At 67.9% G+C, this 20,790-nt stretch carries 15 protein-coding genes; 10 read left to right on the plus strand and 5 right to left on the minus strand.

Annotated elements, in window-relative coordinates; translation table 11 throughout:
* Window positions 1-96: 96 nt before the first annotated feature.
* From QSK20_RS17130 to QSK20_RS17145, 4 genes are all read left to right on the plus strand, one after another.
* On the plus strand, window positions 97-630 hold the full coding sequence (locus QSK20_RS17130) for a helix-turn-helix domain-containing protein (protein WP_285789585.1): 534 nt from the start codon (window positions 97-99) through the stop codon (window positions 628-630).
* Window positions 631-787: 157 nt separating this feature from the next.
* Window positions 788-1,366: an ATP-dependent Clp protease proteolytic subunit gene (locus QSK20_RS17135; protein ID WP_285789696.1), complete on the plus strand. Its 579-nt coding sequence runs from the start codon at window positions 788-790 to the stop codon at window positions 1,364-1,366.
* 713 nt (window positions 1,367-2,079) lie between these two features.
* Window positions 2,080-4,365 (plus strand): FxSxx-COOH system tetratricopeptide repeat protein, encoded by a 2,286-nt coding sequence (gene fxsT, locus QSK20_RS17140; RefSeq protein ID WP_285789697.1) that lies wholly within the window; start codon window positions 2,080-2,082, stop codon window positions 4,363-4,365.
* Window positions 4,366-4,608: 243 nt separating this feature from the next.
* Window positions 4,609-4,782 (plus strand): hypothetical protein, encoded by a 174-nt coding sequence (locus QSK20_RS17145; RefSeq protein ID WP_285789706.1) that lies wholly within the window; start codon window positions 4,609-4,611, stop codon window positions 4,780-4,782.
* Between the two features lie 126 nt (window positions 4,783-4,908).
* Here QSK20_RS17145 and QSK20_RS17150 read toward each other — a convergent pair whose 3' ends face one another.
* Entirely contained in the window at window positions 4,909-6,882 is a 1,974-nt protein-coding gene (locus QSK20_RS17150; protein ID WP_285789586.1) for an N-acetylmuramoyl-L-alanine amidase, read from the minus strand.
* Window positions 6,883-7,231: 349 nt separating this feature from the next.
* A complete protein-coding gene (locus QSK20_RS17155) occupies window positions 7,232-11,113 on the minus strand; it encodes an nSTAND1 domain-containing NTPase (RefSeq protein ID WP_285789587.1) in 3,882 nt (1,293 codons plus the stop codon).
* Window positions 11,114-11,264: 151 nt separating this feature from the next.
* On the opposite strand from QSK20_RS17155, the gene QSK20_RS17160 reads away from it, so the two are divergent.
* The 5 genes from QSK20_RS17160 to QSK20_RS17180 all read left to right on the plus strand — a co-directional run bounded on the left by QSK20_RS17160 (window position 11,265) and on the right by QSK20_RS17180 (window position 15,849).
* The gene (locus tag QSK20_RS17160; protein ID WP_285789588.1) at window positions 11,265-11,927 is read left to right on the plus strand and encodes a hypothetical protein; all 663 of its coding nucleotides are present in this window, start codon (window positions 11,265-11,267) and stop codon (window positions 11,925-11,927) included.
* Window positions 11,924-12,154 (plus strand): hypothetical protein, encoded by a 231-nt coding sequence (locus tag QSK20_RS17165; protein ID WP_285789589.1) that lies wholly within the window; start codon window positions 11,924-11,926, stop codon window positions 12,152-12,154. Before QSK20_RS17160 ends, QSK20_RS17165 begins: the two co-directional genes overlap by 4 nt.
* A gap of 1,137 nt (window positions 12,155-13,291) precedes the next feature.
* A complete protein-coding gene (locus QSK20_RS17170) occupies window positions 13,292-14,443 on the plus strand; it encodes a DNA cytosine methyltransferase (RefSeq protein ID WP_285789590.1) in 1,152 nt (383 codons plus the stop codon).
* Window positions 14,444-14,467: 24 nt separating this feature from the next.
* Complete coding sequence (locus QSK20_RS17175) at window positions 14,468-14,890, plus strand: very short patch repair endonuclease (protein WP_285789591.1); 423 nt, start codon at window positions 14,468-14,470, stop codon at window positions 14,888-14,890.
* 182 nt (window positions 14,891-15,072) lie between these two features.
* Window positions 15,073-15,849: a GIY-YIG nuclease family protein gene (locus tag QSK20_RS17180; protein WP_285789592.1), complete on the plus strand. Its 777-nt coding sequence runs from the start codon at window positions 15,073-15,075 to the stop codon at window positions 15,847-15,849.
* A gap of 227 nt (window positions 15,850-16,076) precedes the next feature.
* Here QSK20_RS17180 and QSK20_RS17185 read toward each other — a convergent pair whose 3' ends face one another.
* The gene (locus tag QSK20_RS17185; protein ID WP_285789593.1) at window positions 16,077-16,871 is read right to left on the minus strand and encodes an HNH endonuclease; all 795 of its coding nucleotides are present in this window, start codon (window positions 16,869-16,871) and stop codon (window positions 16,077-16,079) included.
* A 548-nt stretch (window positions 16,872-17,419) separates the two neighbouring features.
* Between QSK20_RS17185 and QSK20_RS17190 the strand changes: the two genes are divergently transcribed.
* Window positions 17,420-19,126 (plus strand): AIPR family protein, encoded by a 1,707-nt coding sequence (locus QSK20_RS17190; RefSeq protein ID WP_285789594.1) that lies wholly within the window; start codon window positions 17,420-17,422, stop codon window positions 19,124-19,126.
* A 673-nt stretch (window positions 19,127-19,799) separates the two neighbouring features.
* On the opposite strand, the gene QSK20_RS17195 is transcribed toward QSK20_RS17190, so the two are convergent.
* Together QSK20_RS17195 and QSK20_RS17200 are read right to left on the minus strand one after the other, a co-directional pair.
* On the minus strand, window positions 19,800-20,186 hold the full coding sequence (locus QSK20_RS17195) for a hypothetical protein (protein WP_285789595.1): 387 nt from the start codon (window positions 20,184-20,186) through the stop codon (window positions 19,800-19,802).
* A gap of 47 nt (window positions 20,187-20,233) precedes the next feature.
* The gene (locus QSK20_RS17200; protein ID WP_285789596.1) at window positions 20,234-20,779 is read right to left on the minus strand and encodes a GNAT family N-acetyltransferase; all 546 of its coding nucleotides are present in this window, start codon (window positions 20,777-20,779) and stop codon (window positions 20,234-20,236) included.
* Window positions 20,780-20,790: the final 11 nt, after the last annotated feature.

Genomic DNA, 20,790 nt, shown 5'->3' on the forward strand with positions numbered 1-20,790 from the left:
CCGCCCGGGGCCGGTCGGGCCGGCCGGCTCACCGCAACCGGCGGAAACCGGCACAATGAGCGGAGTCGGATACCGCCCACCGACGAGGAGGCCACGATGTCGTTGCTACGACGGGTGATCGGCGGGGTCCTGCGCCGGCTCCGCGTCCGGCAGGGCCGGACCCTGCGCGAGGTCGCCGAGGTGGCCGGTGTCTCGGTGCCCTACCTCTCCGAGGTCGAACGGGGCCGCAAGGAGGCCTCGTCGGAGGTGCTCGCGGCGATCTGCCGGGCGCTCGGCATCCGCCTCTCCGACCTGCTTGAGGAGGCGCGCGACGATCTGCGTCGGGTGGAGCCCCGGACCCCGGTCGCGCCGCCCCGGGTTCCGACGGGCCGGGTTCCGACGGGCCGACGGCTGCCGACCGGCCCACGCCCTGCCCCGGCCGGCCCCCGCCCTGCCCCGGCCGCCCGACCGGCGGGCGGATCCACCTGCCCGACGAACCGGGTCCCGAACGCCCGGGCGGCGGTCGGCCGCCGTCCCGCCGTGACCACCGGACGTGGGGCCGGCGCCCCCGCGCGGGCCGTCCGGGCCGTCCGGAGCGGCGTCGGCCAGCACCGCGTGCTGCTCGCCGTCGGCCCCTCGCCCCACTGCTGACCGGCTTCTGCCCTCGGCAGATTCGCCGCCGGCAGAAACCCTCGTCCGGTGGATCGTCCCGCCCGCACGCTTGACGGGCCGGTCCACCGGGTGGTGCGCGCCGCCCGCCGGCAGGTACGCGGGGAGGTCGACGGTGACGATCGGGTACACGGTCCGCATGTTGGAGGTCAACCAGCCGTCCTTCGGTGACCAGGTCTTCGAGCGGCTGCTGCGGGAGCGGATCGTCTTCCTCGGCACCGAGGTGACCGAGGCGTCCGCCAACCAGGTCTGCGCACAGATCCTGCTGCTCGCCGCCGAGGACGCCGAGCGGGACATCTACCTCTACATCAACTCACCGGGTGGCTCGGTCAGCGCCGGCCTGGCCATCTACGACACCATGCGTTACGTCAGGAACGACGTGGCCACCCTGGCGCTCGGCTTCGCCGGCTCGATGGGGCAGTTCCTGCTCTGCACCGGGGCGGCCGGCAAACGGTACGCGCTGCCCCACTCGCGGATCATGATGCACCAGCCGCACGGCGGCTTCGGCGGCACGGCCGCCGACATCACCATCCAGGCCGAGAACATGCTGCACGTCAAGCGCACCATGCAGGAGTTGATCGCCCAGCACAGCGGCCACACCCTCGCCGACATCACCCGCGACTCGGACCGGGACCGCTGGTTCACCGCCGAGCAGGCCCGGGAGTACGGGCTGATCGACCGGGTGCTGGAGCACGCCGGGCAGCTCCCCACGAGCTGACCGGGTCCCGCCCGGCCGGCACGGGGCGGCCGGGCGGGACCGGTTGGACCGGTGTCGGATCCGGCGAGTTGAGGGCCGGAGGACTGGGCACCGGTCGTCGTTGGCAGCCAAGGTGGCCCGCCTCCAGGTGTGCGACGACTGATGACGTTCCTTGCCGAGTTCGACGAAGATGAGTGCATGAGCCGGCTAAGCAGAATTGGTCTCTGGCTTGGGGCACCACTTGCCGCAGTGGGGCTTGCCCTGTTCCTCTTCTTCCTCCGCGGGGAAGGGGTGGAACGGGCCTCCTGGTGGGTGACCGTGCTGGGCTTCTTCACCACGTTGGCCGGTCTGGTCCTGACGGTGACGGCGTGGCGTCGGCCCGTCAGGACCGAATCCTTGCTGCCTGCACCCGCGCCCGAAATACCAGTGACTTTTGAGTCGGAGGACACAGGTTCTCTTCCACCGACCACAGGGAGCGGGCGACAGAGCCCACGACAGGGCGCTCCCACGGCGGCCGGCACGCCCCAGAGGTCGGTGTCTGCGGCAAACCCTCGTTGACCGGGTCCGGCACCGGTCCGGCCGGGCCCGGAGACGAGCAACCCACGACCACCAAGATCGCCACCAACGAGCAGGAGATCATCGCTGGTCCCACCAGATCGAAGCACCCTGGAGTCGGCCAGGCCCTTTTACCAACGCTGTCGGTCGCACCGCCGCTGGGGCTCAGGGTCCGCCGGTTGCGCGGGCGGGAGAAGGTCGTCGCCAATCTGGTCGAAGCCCTGCGTGCGCCGCCGAGCACGGGCGGTGCCCACATCCGGGTACTACACGGCCTGGGTGGCTGCGGCAAGACGGCCCTCGCCCTAGAGCTGTGTGCCCGAAGCATCGAGGGACCGGTCTGGTGGGTGTCGGCGGGTAGCCGAATGGTTCTCCGGGCTGGTCTGACCACAGTCGCCCGCCAAGCAGGTGCGGAGGAACGGGAACTAGTTTCCGAGGACTTGGGCGACGTGCTCTGGCGTCGGTTGGCGAACCTGAGCCCTGGCTGGCTGCTCGTCATCGACAACGCCGACGATCCGGACATACTGGCTGGGCCGGGCCGGAGGCTCGCCGACGGTACGGGCCTGGTCCGCCCTACCTCAGTTCAGGGCATGGTGGTCGTCACCAGCAGGAGCGGACGCTGGCCGTCCTGGTGCCGTCCGTACCGCATCTCTGTGCTGGACGAACAATCAGCGGCTCTGGCACTTCGGGACGCAGCCGGTGTCCGGCCCGGCGCGTTGGCTGACGCCCGAACACTGGCGAACTGGTTGGGCAGGCTGCCGCTGGCCGTGCACTTGGCGGGCGCATACCTGGCCGCAACCACCACGGCACTGCTGCCCGACCCCCGTCAACCGAAGACCTACCGCAGCTACCTCGCACTACTGGAAAACGGAGGGGTGGGCCCCAGTGATGACCGGGAGATGACGACGGAGGTCACCGAACGGGTCCTGACCGTCTCGATCGCCCTGCTCAATGCCCGCGCCCAGGAGCGCGCGGTCGCCCTCCTGCGATTGCTGGCCACCTTCGCTGAGGCTCCGGTGCCGTTCCGACTGATGCTCGACGTGCATGTCCTCGGTCAGTCAAGGCACCTTGCGGACACCCACCCCGGACAGGTCTCCGAACTGCTGCAGGCGCTGGCAGACTTGGCGCTGATCGACATCGCGGTGGGCAACGTCGTGCAACCTACGCTGAGCCTTCATCCTCTGGTACGCCGAGCCGTCCTCGAGACGGCGAACGACGCCGACGTCAGGGAGCTACGAGCGCTGGCAGCCGAAACCCTCAATCGGGTGGCCACGGGTGCGGTCGTGGGATCTCCCGAGGAACCTGGGCGGTGGGGCCTGTGGCAGTTGCTCGCGCCGCATGTGAGCGAGGCCCTGCAGCAGGTGGGTGCACCAACGCCTTCCGCTGCCCCACTGGTGGCCGCGACGGCCCGGACCGCTGTTCTGGGCGCGCGGGCACTGTATGCACACGGCGCGTACCAGCAGGCGATGGCGGAACTTGAGCGCGCACGCGACACACAGCGAGTGACCCTGGGGGATGAGCACCCCGACACGCTGGCGACCCGCCACCAGATCGCCCGCGTACGCCAGGCCCAAGGCGACTACCACCAGGCTCGTCGGGAGTTCCACACGGTCTACGAACTGCGCCGTCAGGTGCTCGGGCCCGAGCACGTGGACACTCTTATCACCCGACACCAGCTTGCCCGTGCCTTGCGGCATCAAGGCCGGCCGGAGGCGCGTGATGAGTTTGAGGCAGTTCATGCTGCCCAGCGGCGGCTTCTGGGTGAGGAACATCCTGACACCCTCATCACACGGCACAACCTCGCCAGCGTCCTACACGCACAGGGTGAGCACGATCGCGCCCGTAATGAGTTTCAGGCGGTCCACGACATCCAACAGCGGGTGTTCGGGGCAGAACATCCGGCGACCCTTGTCACCCGCCACAATCTGGCTGGCGTCCTACACACGCAGAGGGACCTGCCTCAAGCCCGAGCCGCTTTTCAGTCGCTCTACGACACTCAGCGGCGGGTTCTCGGAGCCGAGCACCCAGACACGCTCGTTACCCGGCAGAACCTGGCCGCTGTCCGGCGGGACCAGGGCGAGCTCGAAGCGGCGAGGGCCGAGCTGAGCACGGTGTACGACATCCAGTGCCGAGTGTGCGGTCCCGAGCATCCACAGACGCTCATGACACGTCACCATCTCGCCCGAACTCTCCACGCGAAGGGTGAGCACGATCAGGCCCGCGTCGAGTACCAAACCGTGCTCCGGCTACGCCAGCAGATCCTCGGGAGGCAGCACCGGCACACCCTGACCACCTGGCACGAGCTGGCCGGCGTCCTTCGCGACCTGGGCGAACAGGAACGAGCCATGGCCACCTACGCCGACGTGTACGAGCAGCGGCGTGACCTGCTGGGTGAGCATCACCCCGACACGCGCGAAAGCCGCTACCAGATCGCCGGGGACGACGACAGTCACAGAGAAGCTAGGTAGCGTTCACCTTCGGTTGTGGAGCTTCACGAGATTCGGTGCGGCGCAAGGACTTCCGCGGATATTTTCTTAGTCCGTTTCATCGGACTGTCGCCTACCCGACAGTGAAAATTCGACCCTTGTGCTAGTTGCACGGCAGGAGGATGCTCTAACGGTCGAACGGCGCAGCGCCGCCCAAAAGAGGCGGCGCCCGGCTGGCACCGGACGCCGCATTCGACTCGACCGCACGCAACGGAAGGAGTCGTGTTGACTGTAGCCCCTCAAGGGCCAGACATCGAGACGCCGGATTCCGAGGACGAGGCCGCGACCGACCACGACGGACGGCACCGGCTCATCCTGGCGTACATCAAGGCGCTCGGCCCCATCATCGCCGCGATCGTCGCCAGCATCGGAACGTTGGTGAGCGTCCTGGCCCGCTGACCAGCAGGCCCCGCGTCCCCGGGACGCGGGGCCGTCCCGATGTCCCGATGCCTCCGAACGGCACCGCCCGCCCCGGCAGGGAGGGCTCCCGGGCACCGACCGGGAACCCTCCGATCGACCGGCCGCCTACCGGGGCGCTCCCACGGCCGAGGGCAGCAGGTCCACGTCGGCCCGGTCCACGAACATGATCCGGTGACCGAACTGGATCTGCACGTACCGCTTCTCGCCCCGGATCACCGTCCAGTCGCCCGGCGTTGAGCCGTCGAAGGTGGACGACCGGTAGTACTCGCTGGACAGCACGTTGCCGACGGCGTACCGCTGGCCGGCGGAGAGGGTGTACTGGAGCGGCGAGATCGTCTGGTACGGCACGCCGGCCGGGTAGGCCGCCTCCTCCGGGTACGCCCGCCCGTAGACCGGGATCGTCGCCTTCCCCGGCTTGGGCGTGGCGACCAGGCCGACGGTCCACTTCCCGGTCGGCGCGTCGGCCGGGTTGTGGAACCACGCCTTCTGGCCGAGGTACCAGATCGCCGTCCAGTCGCCCTGCCGGTCCGCGACCGCGTACGTCTGACCGGTCGACGCCCGCGCGCCGTAGTCGGAGATGTGCATCGTGTTCGGCGTGCCGTCCGGGCGCAGGGCGATGTCGTTCACCAGCGGCGCGTCCTGGCTGGGCGCGCTGCGCAGGATCACCGCGGAGGATCCGCGGGACGGACACGGCACCCCGGCGGTGACACAGCCGGTGAAGGCCGGCCGGTTGGTGGCGAAGTCCGGCTCGATGCGGACCAGACCGGTCCGGTGCGTCCCGGTGTTGATCTCCGGTGCCTTCATCAGCTCGAAGTAGTGGTCCCAGTCCCAGTACGGCCCCGGGTCCCAGTGCATACCGCGCACGTTCGCCGCGACCGTGCCGGGCACGTTGTCGTGGCCGATGATGTGGTTCCGGTCCATCGGGATGCCGAGCCGGGTGGCCAGATGCCGCACCAGCTTCGCCGAGGTCCGGTACATCGCCTCGGTGTACCAGGTGCCCTGGGCCGCGAAGCCCTCGTGTTCCAGACCGACGGCCTTGGCGTTGACGTACCAGTTGCCGGCGTGCCAGGCGACGTCCTTGGACTTCACGTGCTGGGCGATGTGCCCGTCGACCGAGCGCAGCGTGTAGTTCCAGCTCACGTAGGTCGGGTCCTGCACCATCCGCACCGTGCCCGCGTAGCTGCCCTCGGTGTCGTGGATGACGATGTACTCGATCTTCTGCCGGCCGGGCCGGTCCGAGCGGTCGTGGTTGCCGTAGTCGCCGCCACCCAGCTCCTGGTACGGGGCCGGGATCCACTCGCAGGAGATGTCGTCCGGGCACTCCAGGCCGTCCGGGCGGGCCAGCTTGCGTAGCCCGAGCCTGTCCAGCCAGGACGTCACCGGGACCAGGTCCGCGTGCGGAACCAGGGTGATCCGCTGACCGTCGTCGGTGGTCCGGCTCGCGCCCTCGCGGATCGTCCGGTACACCTCGTTGGCGAAGGCGCCCGCCGCGTCCGCGCTGTCCGCGCCGGCGTAGCGGGCCACCGCGCCGTACCAGGCCGCCGGGTCGCTCGCGCTCCCGGTCGGCCCGGCCAGTTCCCGCTGGTAGGACGCGAGCAGCGCCGCCCCGCCCCGGATGTTGGCCGTCGGCTCGCCCCGCAGCGCCTGCTCACTGCTACCGGTGAGCGCGGCGGCGGCGTCGAGGGTCTGCAACGATCCGGCCGGCGGTGCGTCCCCGCCCGAGTCGACCTTGCGGGCCGGACGCGAGTCGTCGCCGCGCGGATCCTCGTCGTCGTCGTGGTGGTTGCCCCCCGGCAGGGACACCACGTACGCGGCGTCGGTGAGGTGCATGGGGCCGTAGCCGCCACTGGTGCTGGGTGTGCCGGCGTTGGTGTCCCACCGGGACTGCAGGTAGGAGACGCCGAGCAGCACGCTCTCCGGCACGCCGTACTCCGCCGCCGCGGCGGCGTACTGCTGCTGCCGGGTTCCGGACGTGTCCGCGACGGCCGGGGTGGTGGTGAGGGGGACGATCGCCGTGGCAGCGGCCACGACGGCGGCGAGCAGGATGCGTCTGCTCGTCGGGGACGTCACGCTGGGCATCGGGCCTCCCGATCGTATCGATGACTCCGAGGCCTACCCTTCTCCGGCGATCGGCTCAGGTCAATACCCTTCGGTGCGCCGCCTCCCAACGAAAGAAAGCTTCAGCATCGGGGACCTGACCTGTTCGCCTGACCCGGTCACCCCGGTACGGCCCAGTCGGCGCGGGCAGCCGCTGCCGTCATCCACCGATGCCACTCCCAGCCCGCGACCTGCTGGCCAAGGTCCTCTGCCAGCTCGACCGAGGTGACATCAAATGGATCTACTCCTGTTCATCGACAGCCACGTCAGCTCCTCCGAGAAGCCTGAGGGTACGTCTCGTCCGTAGGGCTGCGCTGGCATCGGACAACCCTCAGCGGTCGAGGAGAAACGCCCGGCGCTCGTCCGCGCGCAACGGCCGCGCCTCCCGGCTGTCGGCGGCGGCGAGCACCCGCTCCACGGGACCGCACACGTCACAGTCCCAGGTCCGGACCGAGCCGTCGGAATGGACAGTCACCACCCGCTCACCGTCGGGGCTGAACGCGAAGCCGAGCGGTCCGGTCCCCAGGGGCCGCAGGGTGACCGGCTCGGTAGCGGCACCGGTTGCCCACAACTGGATCCCGGACAACTCCTGACCGCCGAGCAGCGCCAGGTGCCGCCCGTCCGGCGTGTAGATCAGCCGGGTGGTCGCCGCGCCCTGCCCGGCGGCGGCGAGCAGGGTCGCCGACCCTCCGGTCGCGGGCCAGATCCGAATGGTGCTGTCCAGGCTGAGGCTGGCCACGCTGTCGCCGCCCGGGGCGAACGCCACCGAGGTCACCGCCGCGTCGTGCCGACCGAGGTCAACCGCGGCCTCCCCCGACACCTCGCGGATCGAGACGGTGCCGTCGTCCGCCCCGGTCACCATCCGCCGACCGTCCGGGCCGAACGCCGCGACCGCCCCGGCCGCGGGTACCGGTACGCCGACCGGGACACCCCGTTCGATCCCGTCCCAGACCCGTACGCCACCGGGGCCGCTGGTGAGCAACCGCTCGTTGTCCGGCGCGAAGCTGACCCTGCTGGCGCGGGCAGCGTCGAAGGTGGCGGTGAGCGTACCGGTCCGCCATGCCCAGATGCGGACGGTGCCGCCCGCGTCGAGGCTGGCCAACCGCACCCCGTCAGGGGCGAAAGCCAGGTCGAGCACCATGCCGGTGTGCCCCGCCAGCACCACCGGCTCGCCCGGCCCGTCGGTGACCGCCGTTGCGGCGGGACCGTCCGTCGCCGGGCGACCGTCGTCCCCCGTCGGGGCGGGGCTCGGCGTGGCGGCCGTGACCCGGACCGTGCCGTCGGCGATACCACCGCTGGCGATGTGGCGGCCGTCCGGGCTGAACCGGGCGACATGTGCCAGGCCGTCGTGGGGATGAGCGACATCCGGATGCCAGGGACCGCCGATGTCCCACGTCCGGAACGTACCGTCCTCACCGACGCTGACCAGGTGCCCGTCAGGACCGACGGTGGCGGCCCGCACCGCTCCGGCGTGCCCGCGCAGCGTCAGCGGGTCGCCGGGTACGACGGTGTCCCAGAAACCGAGGACGCCGTACCCGTTGGTGGTGATCAGCCGTTGGCCGTCGGGACTGAACGCCGCCGGCACCACCCCCCGGAGCCGTCCGAGGACGGTCGGCGGGCCGCCGCCGGACGACCAGATCCGCAACGTGCCGTCGTCGCCGGTGGCGACCCGGCTGCCGTCCGGGCTGAACAACAGCTCGTCGGTGTCGACCGAGTCGCCCAGCTCGACCGGAGCCCGGCCGGGGCTACGCACGTCCCAGATCCGGGCCGGCGCCTCCTCGGTCCCGGCGGCCAACCGCCGTCCGTCCGCCGACCAGCCCAGCGCGTAGACGGCGCCCCGCCCGCCGCCGGGCAGCACCCGCGCCACCGGCGGACCGGTCAGGTCCCAGAGTCGTACGGTCCCGTCCGCGTCGCCGCTGGCCAGCGTCGTGCCGTCCGGGCTGAACCGGATGTCGCGCACCGGACCGGTGTGCCCCGGCAGAAGAATCGGGCCACGGGTCGGCACGGTACTGTCCCAGACCCGGACCACCGGCTCGTTGTGGGCGCTGGCCACCAGCCGCCCGTCGTCGCTGATCGCCACCGCGTACAGGTCCCGGCCAGGTTCGGGCAGCATCAACGCCTCGCCGGCCGGTTCCGTGGCGTGCCACAGGCGTACCGTGCCTTCGGCGGTCCCGGCGACCGCGTGCCGGCCGTCGCGGGTCACCGCCGCCGCCTTGTTACGGGGACCGAACACCTGCCGGCTGGTGAGCCCCCGCCAGTTCAGGGTCGCCTGCCGCAGCACCGACTCGGCCAGCGTGTCCGGCCGGAGCCGGTACGCCTCCCCGGCGAGCAGAAAGGCGAGCTGCGGGTCCCGCGCCATCTGCGCACGGGCGCTGGCGATGAGCTGCCCGTGCAGGGCGTGGTCGCGCTCGTCGGCGGCCCGTCCCGCCTGGACGATCGCCAGTGAGGCGAGCACCGTGACCACCACGGCCACCCCGGCGAGCGCCCCGAGCATGACCCGTCCGCGCTGGCGCCGCCCGGCCAGCCGCCGCTCGTCGGCTCGCTGGCTGGCGGCGAGGAACTCCTGTTCTGTCCCGCTCAGGCCACTGGAACGGTTACGCGCCCAGGCCCGGGTCCGGGACAGTGCGAGCCCGCGTAGTAGCGCGCCCGGGTCCCGGTCCAGCGACTGCCACACCATTGCCGCCTGGGTGAGCTGACGATGGACGCGTACGCCCTCGCGGTCCTCGTCCAGCCAGTCCCGCAGGCGGGGCCAGGCACCGAGCAGCGCCTCATGGGCCAGCCGTACCGAGTGGTCGTCCACGGTGACCAGGCGGGCGCCGGCGAGCCGCTCCACCACGGAGGCGGTGACCGGTCCGGTGTCGTCGATCTCGCCGTGCTCCAATCGACGGCTGGTCACCGGCTCGTCCCCGGTCCCGACCTCGACCATCCGCAGCAGCACGTGCCGGGCCGCCCGCCGTTGACCGTCGTCGAACTCCTGCCAGATCCGCTCGGCGGTCTGCGCCACCGCGCCGTCCATGCCCCCGGCCGCCTCGTACCCGGCCAGGGTGACGGCGCTGCCACGGCGGCGCCACCACGCCTCGAGCAGCGCGTGCGAGGCCATCGGCAGAGCCCCGGCACGGCCGGCCACCTGCGCGACGATGGTCGAGACCAGCGCTCCCTCGACCATCGCCCCGGCCCGTTCCGCCGGCCGGACCACCGCGTCCCGGACCTGCGGCGGTGTCATCGGACCGACCAGCACCTGCGCCCCGGACAGAGCCGCCGGAAGTTCCGGCGACTCGGCGCACCGGCCGTAGAAGTCCGCCCGCACCCCGAGCACCACCCGCAGCCGGCTACCCGGTTCCCGTACGGCGGCCAGCAGCGCGGCCACGAAGCTCGCTCGGCCGGCGTCGTCCCGGCAGAGCGTGAAGATCTCCTCGAACTGGTCCACGACCAGCAGCAGTTCCGGCCCGGCGGCGGCACCGCCGAGCGCCTGCCGGACCGCCAGATCCAGGTGCGCCGGGTCCGCGACCAGGTCCGCCCGCAGGGCTCCCGCCGGTACGCCGCTCAACCGGGCGAGCCGCACCGCCACTTCGCCGATCGGGTCCGGACCGGGCGTCATCACCAGAACCGTAGGCGTCCCCGGGCCCGTCCCCCGCCGGTCGGCCGGGACGCCCCCGCTCGCCTCGGCCTGCCCGTGCGCCTCCCGGTCAGTTCCGCCTCCCCGGCCCGGGGCCGGGAGGTGGCCGGCGAGCACCGCCGGCACCAGGCCGGCGCGCAGCAGCGAGGACTTGCCACTGCCGGAGGCGCCGAAGACCGCGAGCAGTCGCCGTCGCGCCAACCGCCGCAGCAGGTCGTCAACGAGGTCCTCGCGGCCGAAGAACCACCCGGCCCGCTCCGGCCCGTACGCCGCCAGCCCCTGGTACGGCGCCTCCACCGCGTCCTCGGTGGCACCCGGCCCGTTGACCGGCGATGTCTCCCGGGCGGCCCGACGCCACCGCTCCTCCCACTCCGGTCCGCTCCCGCCGCACGCCGCCACGTACGCCAGGGTGACCGCGAGGGTCGGCAGCCGGCGGCCACCTGCGGCCTCCGACAGGGTGGTGGCGGAAAAGTGCGCCCGCCGGGCCAGTTCCCGGTAGCCGGGCCGGCCGGCCTTCTCCCGCAGCAGGCGCAGTCCGGCGGCGAATTCCATGACCTCCGGGTCGCCCGGTCCCAGTTCCCCCTCCGGCCGTGGCACCCGCCCCCCCCCAACAACCGTCCAGTCCACTCGTCCGGAGTTGATTGTCCGGTTCACCGGCCCGAAGCCGGACAACAAGTCGGCGACTAGACATCGATACAGCGGGTCCGGACGGTGCCCGCCGTGAGGTTCAACGAGGGGGAACCCAGCGATGTCCAAGATCTCTACCAGGAGAAGTTCCATCGCTCTGGCCAGCATGCTCGGCGTACTCGTGACGCTGGCGGGCGGTGCCACACCGGCGGTGGCCGAGGATCGGGCCTCGATCGCCGCCGGGGTGGTGCGTTACAACGCCATTTGGGAGCCGGGTGACGACGCCCGGCCGAGGGTGCACACGTACACGTCCCACGACCTGATCGCACGTAACAGCGAACTGTTCAACCAGGGCTACCGGATCGACTCGATCAGCCAGACGAGACTGGACAACGGCGAGTCGCGGTACGACGCGATCTGGCGGCCGGGCAGCGGCAGCAGCCCGCTCGTGATCGGCTGGTCGGAGCAGCAGTTCTGGAACCAGAACGCGATCTACTGGGAACAGGGGCTACGACTCTGGCGGGTCAACCGCTACCTGCACAACGGCGCGTTCCACTACGACGGGATCTGGAAACCCGGCACCGACGGACGCCGGGTCGTGGCGGGCTGGACGCTGGACGCGTTACTGGCCGAGGACATCCGGATGCGGGCCCTGGGCTACCGCCTGATCCAGACGGCCGGGGTACGCGAGGACCTGCTCGGTAGCGAGATCCGCTACATCGGTATCTGGATGCCGGGTACCGATGCCCGGCGACGCTCTTCGGTGCGACCTGGGACGAGATGATCCAGGCGAACGCCAACCACTGGACCAACGGTTACCGGACGAAGTACCTGAACGTCTACCGGACCCACCAGGGCCACCTGCGCTACGACGTGATCTGGGAACCCGGCAACGACGGGCGGCCGGTCCTCACCGCCCCCGCCTATGCGGAACTGGTGGCCAGGGACGCGGAGTTCCAGACCGCCGGCTACCGGATGACGGTGGTCCAGGGGTACGTGAGCCCGAGCTGAACAGCCAGTAGGAACGGTGGGGGGTGGCCACAGGTCCCTCCCACCGTTGCCTGCGCCACCCCTCGATGGCGTCGTCCGGTCCGCCGCTGCGACCCCGAGTGCGTCTCGCAACAGCCGGTCAACCATCACGACGTCACGCGTCACCGCCCTCGATGACCCACACTGAGGGAACTCCGCGAACTCGACCGTCGACTGCCGCCCCCAGCACCACAAACCACTACGCGTCCGCTGCCCCGTCCGCAGATCGTTCGCGGTGGTCTGCCCACGCTCGGACGCGACCGCTGGAAGGTTCAGTCGACCGGTCGAACAGCCCGGCGGAGGTCACCTGCGCCGTGCCGTGATGACGCAGCCAGCCATGCCCCGCAACGACACCTGCTGCAACCTGATCGCCCACACGCGCTATCGAGGGGTTTTCGGGGGACGATTTGTAATCGCGCTGATGACCATCGATAGGCTTGCCGTGTTTTTGCTGCTCAAGGCGTCAAGTTTGTGCCCCCGGCAGGATTCGAACCTGCGACACACGGTTTAGGAAACCGGCGGTCGGCCGAGCGCTTGAGGTCCGCTGGTCTGCATCGGCGGTTTCACCTCCGGGCCACTTGGTCAAGATCAGTCCGTACATGGTCCGTGGAATCGACGTGTGCGCTGCGGCTCGCCCGAGGACGGCCGGAGGCCGCCCGCAGGGCGGGGCCGCAAGCGCGGAAGACAGCCGTGGAGCCGACCCCTGCCTTGCAAAGATCAAGACTCTTGTCGGCGGACGTCGGTCAGTGCCGCTGGCCTGCTCGCCGTGTCGCCTTCCGTCGGCCTCGGGCCGGGTCTGTCGGCCGTCTTGGCTGTACAGATGGCCGTACAGCCACCATCTGATCCGTAGCTCCGGGCGATGCGATCTCTCCCGGCCGCGCCGGGCCTCACCCGGCTCCGGGTCGTGGCGTGACCGGTCATGCGGGTCGCTCGGTTGCTGTACTTCGCTGCTGTACCGGTCGGTCAGCTCCTAGACCAGTTCGTGGAAGCAGACTTGCCGTGGACCACAGCTAGCCCACCCGAGCGTCGGTGTCACGCCGCGCTCGAACTAATGATCGAATGATCACAGATGAGTGTCATACCTGGGGCTCGTCGCCAGGGCATGTATAGGCTGCAGCGATGGTGGGCGAGGGAGGAAGCATGGATAGCGCGCCCGTCCGGGCGGCGGAGTTCTTTGCCGGGATTGGTCTCGTCCGCACCGCCCTAGAACGCGTCAAGGGTGCCCAGATACAGGTGGTCTGGGCAAACGACATCAAGCAGGCGAAGTACGACGCCTACGCCGCCAACTTCCCAGACGCCGAAGATCACTTCGTTGTTCGTGACATCCGCCGGATCGAGGCTTCTGATCTGCCGACGGGGATCGAGTTGGCGACGAGCAGCTTCCCGTGCATCGACCTTTCACTTGCTGGGAACAGGCGGGGTCTGGTCGGCGAGCAGTCAGGGATGTTCTGGGAGTTCGCCAAGATCGTGGAGGGCATGTCGCCCCGGCCCTCAGTGATCCTCCTTGAGAATGTTCACGGGTTCGCCACCAGCCACGGGGGCAAGGACCTGGAGGATGCCCTCGCCAGCCTGTCCAAACTCAGCTACTCCTTGGACGTACTTGCAATCGACGCGCGGCACTTTGTGCCGCAGTCCCGACCGCGGATGTTCATCGTCGGCATTCAACAGGACAAGCTGCCGAGCCAAGCCCTGCATGACGTCCCGCCGCTCAGTGACGTGCGTCCTGCTTGGGTACGAGCCATCCACGAGAAGCACCGGCAGACGCTAGGTATGCACTACATCGACCTGCCTGCCCTGCCGGAGGGCCCGCGGGACTTGGACGGCTTCGTCGAGACGGACGTCGCCGGCGACTTGTGGTGGGACGAGGACCGGGTGGACGCTTTCGTCAGGTCCCTCAGCGACGTGCAGAAGGCTCGCTTCGAGGCTCTTCTCGCAGGAGACACCATCAGCTACCGGACTGCCTACCGGCGCACTAGGCAGGGCGTCTCAGTGTGGGAGCTTCGCAAGGATGGCATCGCTGGATGCCTCCGGACCACTGGGGGCGGATCAAGCAAGCAGGCGCTGGTTCGGTTAGGCAGAGGCAGCAAGGCAATTCGGTGGATGACCCCACGCGAGTACGCGAATCTAATGGGTGCCCACGAGTACAAGCTTCTTGCTGGCACGCCAAACCAACAACTTTTCGGGTTCGGTGACGCCGTTGTGGTCGACGTCATCGAGTGGATCGGCAATAAATATCTCCTGCCGGTCCTTAGGCCGGCTGGTGCCGAGTAAAACGAATCGGCGCGAAAGACAGCGATGAGGCTACCTCCTACCCCACCGCCGTCGTCGGCCTCGCGCGCCATGAAGTCCAACAGGAGCTCGGACACAAAGCCAGAGTTGGCTCTCCGGCGAGAACTCTTCCGCCGAGGGCTGCGTTACAGAGTCGGCTATCGAATCTCACTTCCAGGACGCGCGGTGCGGCCCGACGTCGTCTTCACACGTCGCAGAGTGGCGATTTTTGTGGACGGATGTTTTTGGCACGGCTGCCCGCTTCACTGTCGTATGCCGTCTGATCCGAGCGGGTATTGGCATCAGAAAATTGATCGGAACCGAAATCGGGACCTAGAGGTTGATGGTGCCCTACGGACTGCGGGCTGGACGGTCTTTCGGGTCTGGGAGCACGAGGCAGTGGAACAAGCAGCGGAAGCCATCCACGCCGCGCTGACTCAGTCTCGGTGACCGTCAGGACCGCCGCGCTTGCGCCCCAGGTCGGGCGGTGCCGCTCGCCGGGAGGTAACGGCTCCACCTAGCCCCATTCGGGCAGGCCGGCGGGCTCCGCCGCCCTGTCCTCAACCGCGCATCATGCCGACCCTTAGACTTCTGACCCAGTCCATGATCGGGTGAGAAGGTCGAGGAGCCAGGTGACTAGTCGGGGCGTCGCGTCGTACAACGAGCCAGATCACAAGCCGCCGTCCAAGGCCTCGATGCCGACCAAGTTCGTCCAGGGCTTTCGACGGCTGCTCAAAGACGCGATGGATTCTCCAGACCCGGCAAGCGGCAAGCGGCTAGGCAGCTGCATCGGTGCATACGCTTTCTACGACTACGATGCCGAGCCCATCTACGTCGGGCAGACGACGGAGAGCTTTGGGTCTCGCGTCGGCAGGCACATGACCGGCCAACGAAGCGACACGCTGGCGTACCGCATTCTCGACCCCTTCGAGGTAGCCGAGTTGGAGTTTTGGCCGGCTGAGCACCTACGCAAAGACCCTGACAAGGCGGCGAAGGTCAACGCCATCGAATACTCTGCGTATCGGTGGGCGATCGAGCAGTCGAAGTATCGGGCAATCTTGAATGAGAAGATTCCGCCGGTCTCCAAGCTCGTGGAGCTACCGCCCTCGTATCGCTTCAACTTGATCCCCGAGGACCTGCGGGAAGACCGCGAGCATCCAGACGTACGCATCGCCCGGAGAGCCGAGACCTTGGCCAGGGTGGCGGCTGTTGCTCACGAGCGCGGCGAGGTTTCGCCTGGCCTGCGGCGGGTCATCGTGATTCAGGCCGTCCGCCTCGCTGACTTGGCGGCTGCACGGTTCGCCTACGCGGAAGGTCGAGCCAGGCCGGCTGCTGACGCGATCGACGTGCACGCGCTAGTCGGAAGTGTCCTGCAGGAGTCAGGCGCCGACGATGCGCCCGACGAATGATGCAGCTGCATTGCGTTCTGGCTAGTGAGCGACCGTCAGGGTATGGGGTAGTGCTCCGGCAGTAGCTGCCCGGAAAAGACGGCCGGGCGATCCTCCGGCACGCCGGCCTCATTACTTGGCTCCGAAGGAGTCGCGTCCATAGGCCGCACGCCTCCTGAACGAGGCCCCCACGGTGCCTGCACGTGCCAAGCGCGCTTCGTCTCGATCAAAAGCTCATGTCGCAGCGCTCACGTTTGGCGCTCTGCCTCGAGGAAGGGGCGCCAGATCGTTTCCAGAACGGCTATCGCGGGCCGCTGATTCTGCGCCGCGGGCTCCGCGAGTCGAACCCCCTCGAGTTCCCGGTAACTCGTCTTGGCGAGCTGCTGCGACACCCGCACGCATCGACTTGCAGGTTCGATGGCAAGTAGGCGCAAGTCGAACAGCGTATGGATATCAGCCCTTAGCAGCAGGCCGTTTTGAAGAACGTTGGATTCTTTACCACGGTAAGGAAGGAGATGAGCTGCTTCGAGGGCAGCCTCGGCGTTCGTTCCGCTGATTGCACACCGACCTCCGTACGCCTGCATCAGAGCAGCCCGGAATGCTCGCTGACCTCTGCGCGCTACAATCTGGCGGGCGATGCGAAGCCGCGCGTCGTAGTCGTCGCTGGGCGGCGATTCATCCCTCTCGGTCGAATCATCTTGCGCCTGGGCGGTGGACAACAAGACCTCTGACATGGTGTCGCCGCGATGCCAAGCACCATCCGTACGTACGCCCTCGAAAAAGAAGAAGCCTGCCTGCCATGAGACCGGGACGGCCAGTCCCAGCACATCGTATTCTGGGGAATTGCCCTTTCGGACTTCGCGTTCCCTTAGGACTCCGACTGGCACCCTGTCCGCAATGCATGCCATCAAAGCCTTGTTGGTGAATTGCATGTCACGTAGGGAGGGGTTCGGGTTCTCCTGGTGGTACGAGAAGTACCAACCACCGTCCTCCCGCTCGAAAACCTCGCCATCATCATAGGGGCTGTCAAGGTTGATGCGCACAGAGAGGGCGTAAGGTAGATCTTTAGGCTTGTAGATGCCCTTGGGCCGGGTAACCAGAAATGAGCCATCATCTAGTGGCTTCGGGTATCTCGTAACAGATCCCGCCCGCTGCTCGAACCAGCGAAGGCGACGGGCATGCTCGTCGGGGAGGGCTGACAGGTCAACATGGGGCACCTACATGGCATATCAGTCGTCGGGCGTTCTGTACAGAAGATGTTGTTCGAGCCGCCACCACCGCGGCCCGGAGCAGGCCGCGGTGGCGCAAGACCGATACTGAAGCGGTTGATGTCCATCACCTTCGCTGACGTACATGCTCCCTGACGCTCTGCAGGTAGGGCTCGATCCGTCCGGCCCCAGGCAGCCAGTGGCGACTCAACAGATCGCCCGTCCCGGGGCTCCCCACAGCCGCCCTGTCCTGGAAAGATGACATCCCGGGTAGTTCCGCCTAACCGCGAGAGCGGCGGAGCCGTAGGCAGGCGACTCGACGCCGCGCCAGGGCGAGAAGTGGGAGATGACGCATGGGATCGCCAAGTTTTGATCAAGTCGTCGTGACAACGGATTTCCGAGCATATAGCGAGAGATACCCGGGTGATGATCCCGACGATATTTTCGAACGGTACGCGGTCACGCAATTCATTAAGCCGAAAGAGCTTAACGAGGATGAGATCTCTGCCGGCATAGTAGATGGAGGAAAGGACGGGGGGATCGACAGCTTTTTTGTCTTTCTCAACGGATCTCCATTGAGCTCAGATGATCCCCGACTGACCCCTGAGGCGGAAGTCCTGCGCCACCTCAGCAGCCACCCTCAACTCGAAGTCTTCCTTATTCAAGCCAAGAACCGGGAACGCTGGGAGGAGGCCGTATGGGAGCACCTTCTTGCATCGCTGCCCCAACTCCTCAACGCCTCTGCTGAAGATGCAGAACTCGAAAAGTTGTACCGGCCCGAGGTAGTTGAACAGACGGGGATCCTCCGGAAAGCCGTTAACTCCTTGGCGCTCAAGTTCCCTAAGATTACCTTTCGGACCGCCTACGTTACCCGGGCACCCGAGGAGAACATAACGCCCTCGGTTCACTCGCGTGCGGATCAGGTTCGCGACCTTATAAAAGCTCGACTCACTAGCGATGCAGTAGTTACAGTCGAGCATATTGGCATCAAGGGTCTGTACACGTTAGCCGGAACCGACTATGGCAGACCGCACCAACTCGTGTTCCGTAAACTGCTGCGCGAAGCTGACTCCTACATTGGCGTCGCGCGCATCAGCGACTACTTGTCGTTTATCCGTGATGAGCAAGGCGTTCTGCGGGAGGAGTTCTTCGAGTCGAACGTCCGGGACTACGAAGGCGATAATAGCGTCAATGAGGCCATCGGGGATACCCTCGAGAACCACGATGCGCTCGAGTTCTGGTGGCTGAACAACGGCGTCACGATTCTCGGTGACATCGTCGAAAGCCCTCAGGACGTCATGACTATCAAGCGGCCCCTGATTGTGAATGGCCTGCAGACATCACATGTTCTTCACCGCGCCGCAGAAGAGGACTGGCTCGCGCCAGAGCGCCTCGACAATGGCATTGTGGTCCGGGTCATCCAGTCGACAGATGAGGAGACGCGGGACCGGGTGATCGCTGGCACAAATCGGCAGACACAGGTTCCTGGGCCCGCACTGTACGCCACGCAGCAGCGGCAACGGGATATTGAGAGATTCCTACTCGCGCACAACTGGTACTACGAACGCAGGAAGAACCGCTACAAGAACCAGGACAAGCCGGCGAAGCGCCGAATAACAATGAACCTGCTCGCGCAAGCCATGATCACTCTCCTGCTTGGCCAACCCGATACGGCCCGCGCCCGTCCTTCAACTTTACTGTCTCGCAAGGATGGTTACGACAGCATCTTCCCGGACTCGCTCGACGTGGATGCATACTTGACGGCTATTGAGCTTGTTAAAGAAGTCGACGAGTTTCTGTCCACGGACGAGGCCAAGGAAATTCTTGACGAGAAGACGAATGCCAGGTTCTACTTGGCTGCTGGGTATGCGATACGCCAACTCAGGTTGCGGGACACGACCAATTTCCGCTTCGAGTCGAACTATCGGAGGCTAAAGCGTCCGCTGAAGAAGGCGTCGCTTTTGAAGGCGCTCGATATACTCGCCGAGGCGGCGGACTCTTTCCAGAGTAATCATGATTGGATGACGCGCGACTCTATCTTCAAAAGTGCGGAGTTTCGTGAGAAGTACTTCGAGGCCGTCAGGAGCTGATTAGGCCCTCGGCCTACCGAAGCCGAGCTTCGCGAACATGCCATCCCGTCTGCCGCCGACCCACACCTTGGTGGAGCGCGCCAGGGCCAGGGTGACAAGGTGGAGCGCCCTACCGGACGTACGACCTTGTCACCCTGGCCCTGGTCTGCTCGGCTTGCCTGGGTCGGTGGCTGGCGGGATGGCATCCCACCCCAACCACCCACGACCGCAACCGTTCGGCAACTCCATCCCGGAGTCGTTGCGCCCCCGCCGGAGGCAGCTCTAATCCCACCCCACACCAACCCTCCGCCCCCTTCTCCTCTTCCCCATCTCGGACCCGTGAGCGGCCTGATGGAGTCCGTTCGGCAACTCGACCCGACGCACGTCGACCGGTCCGCGGTGAGACGTCACCAGGCCCGAAAGGCGAGAAAGGTCGAGCTGTCGCATGGTCCCGGTCATCTCCGGAACTCGTCACCGGGTCCCGAACCCAGGGGTGACGCGTGGGGCGGGGCGTGGTGTGCGGGCCGACTGACTTTCCGCCCCGGCTGCCTACGGCGGCCGGGTCGGCGGCTCCGCAGGAGCCGTTTGCCGCGCCCCGCCCCGCGCCGCGCGGAGCGCCTTGATCTCTACTGAGATCGTTTCGGCAATGGTGTGGTTTGAGACCGACCAGGCGACGGATCGGGGCGTTCGACGCCTACCCGGCTATCGCCCAGCGGAGGCGCTCCACCGCGGCGAAGATCTGTTGCTCGGGGCCGGGCCGGCTGGGTCGCCACTCGGTGAGCAGGGGCCGAACGGCCTCCACGAGCTGGGCCACGGCCACCGCACTGTCCGGCTCGGGCATCGCCTCGACGGTGTAGGCCACGTTCAAGGTGGTCTCGTAGCGGTGGACGTTGACGGGCGTGTTCCGCCAACCTGGCTGGCCGCGCCACTCGCGTACGCGGGCGTACACCTCGTCGACGGCGGTGCGGATGGCCGTCACGCGTTGGCGGACGGTGCGGGGGTCCAAGTGCGGGTGGTGGTCGGCGGGTTCTTGCGGCGGCGTGTCGGCGTCGCGCATGGCGGCGATGCTACCGGCGGGCATGATCAGCTCTCTCCGGTCCGCTGTCCTGGCGACGGCTACAGGCGGCCTCAGCCTTCGTCGGCGCTCCACTCCGGCGCGAGGATGGAGCAGAGCAGGGAGTCGCGCCAGGCACCGTTGGTGAACACGTGATCGCGGAGGCGGCCTTCGTGCTGCATACCGAGTCGATCGGCGACGGCGATGGAGGCGGCGTTGTCGGGGCCGATGGCGGCGGTGATGCGGTGGAGCTTCAGCTCCTGGAAGCCGTAGCTGACGATGGTGCGGGCCGCGTCGGTGGCGTAGCCGTGACCCCAATGGTCGGCGCTGATGGCGTACCCGAGCTTGGCGGCCTGGTGGCCGGTGAGGCCAAGCCGGGCGAAGCCGATCATGCGATCGGTGCTGTCAGCGACGGCTAGGTAGTACTCGGTCCGGGGGTCGAGTTGGGCACGGGTGATGGTGCCTTCGATCATGGCGACGGTGGCGGCCTGGTCGCGGCTGTCGAAGGAGAGCCACTGGGTCACGCGGTCGTCTCCGACGATCGCCAAAGCGTCGGCCGCGTCATCGGAGCGCATCTCGCGCAGGGTGATGACGCGGCCGGGGATGGTGATCGGGTACATGCCCCTGATCG

Origin of the sequence: Micromonospora sp. NBRC 101691 (assembly GCF_030269285.1) — a bacterium.
Classification (GTDB): Bacteria; Actinomycetota; Actinomycetes; order Mycobacteriales; family Micromonosporaceae; genus Micromonospora; species Micromonospora echinospora.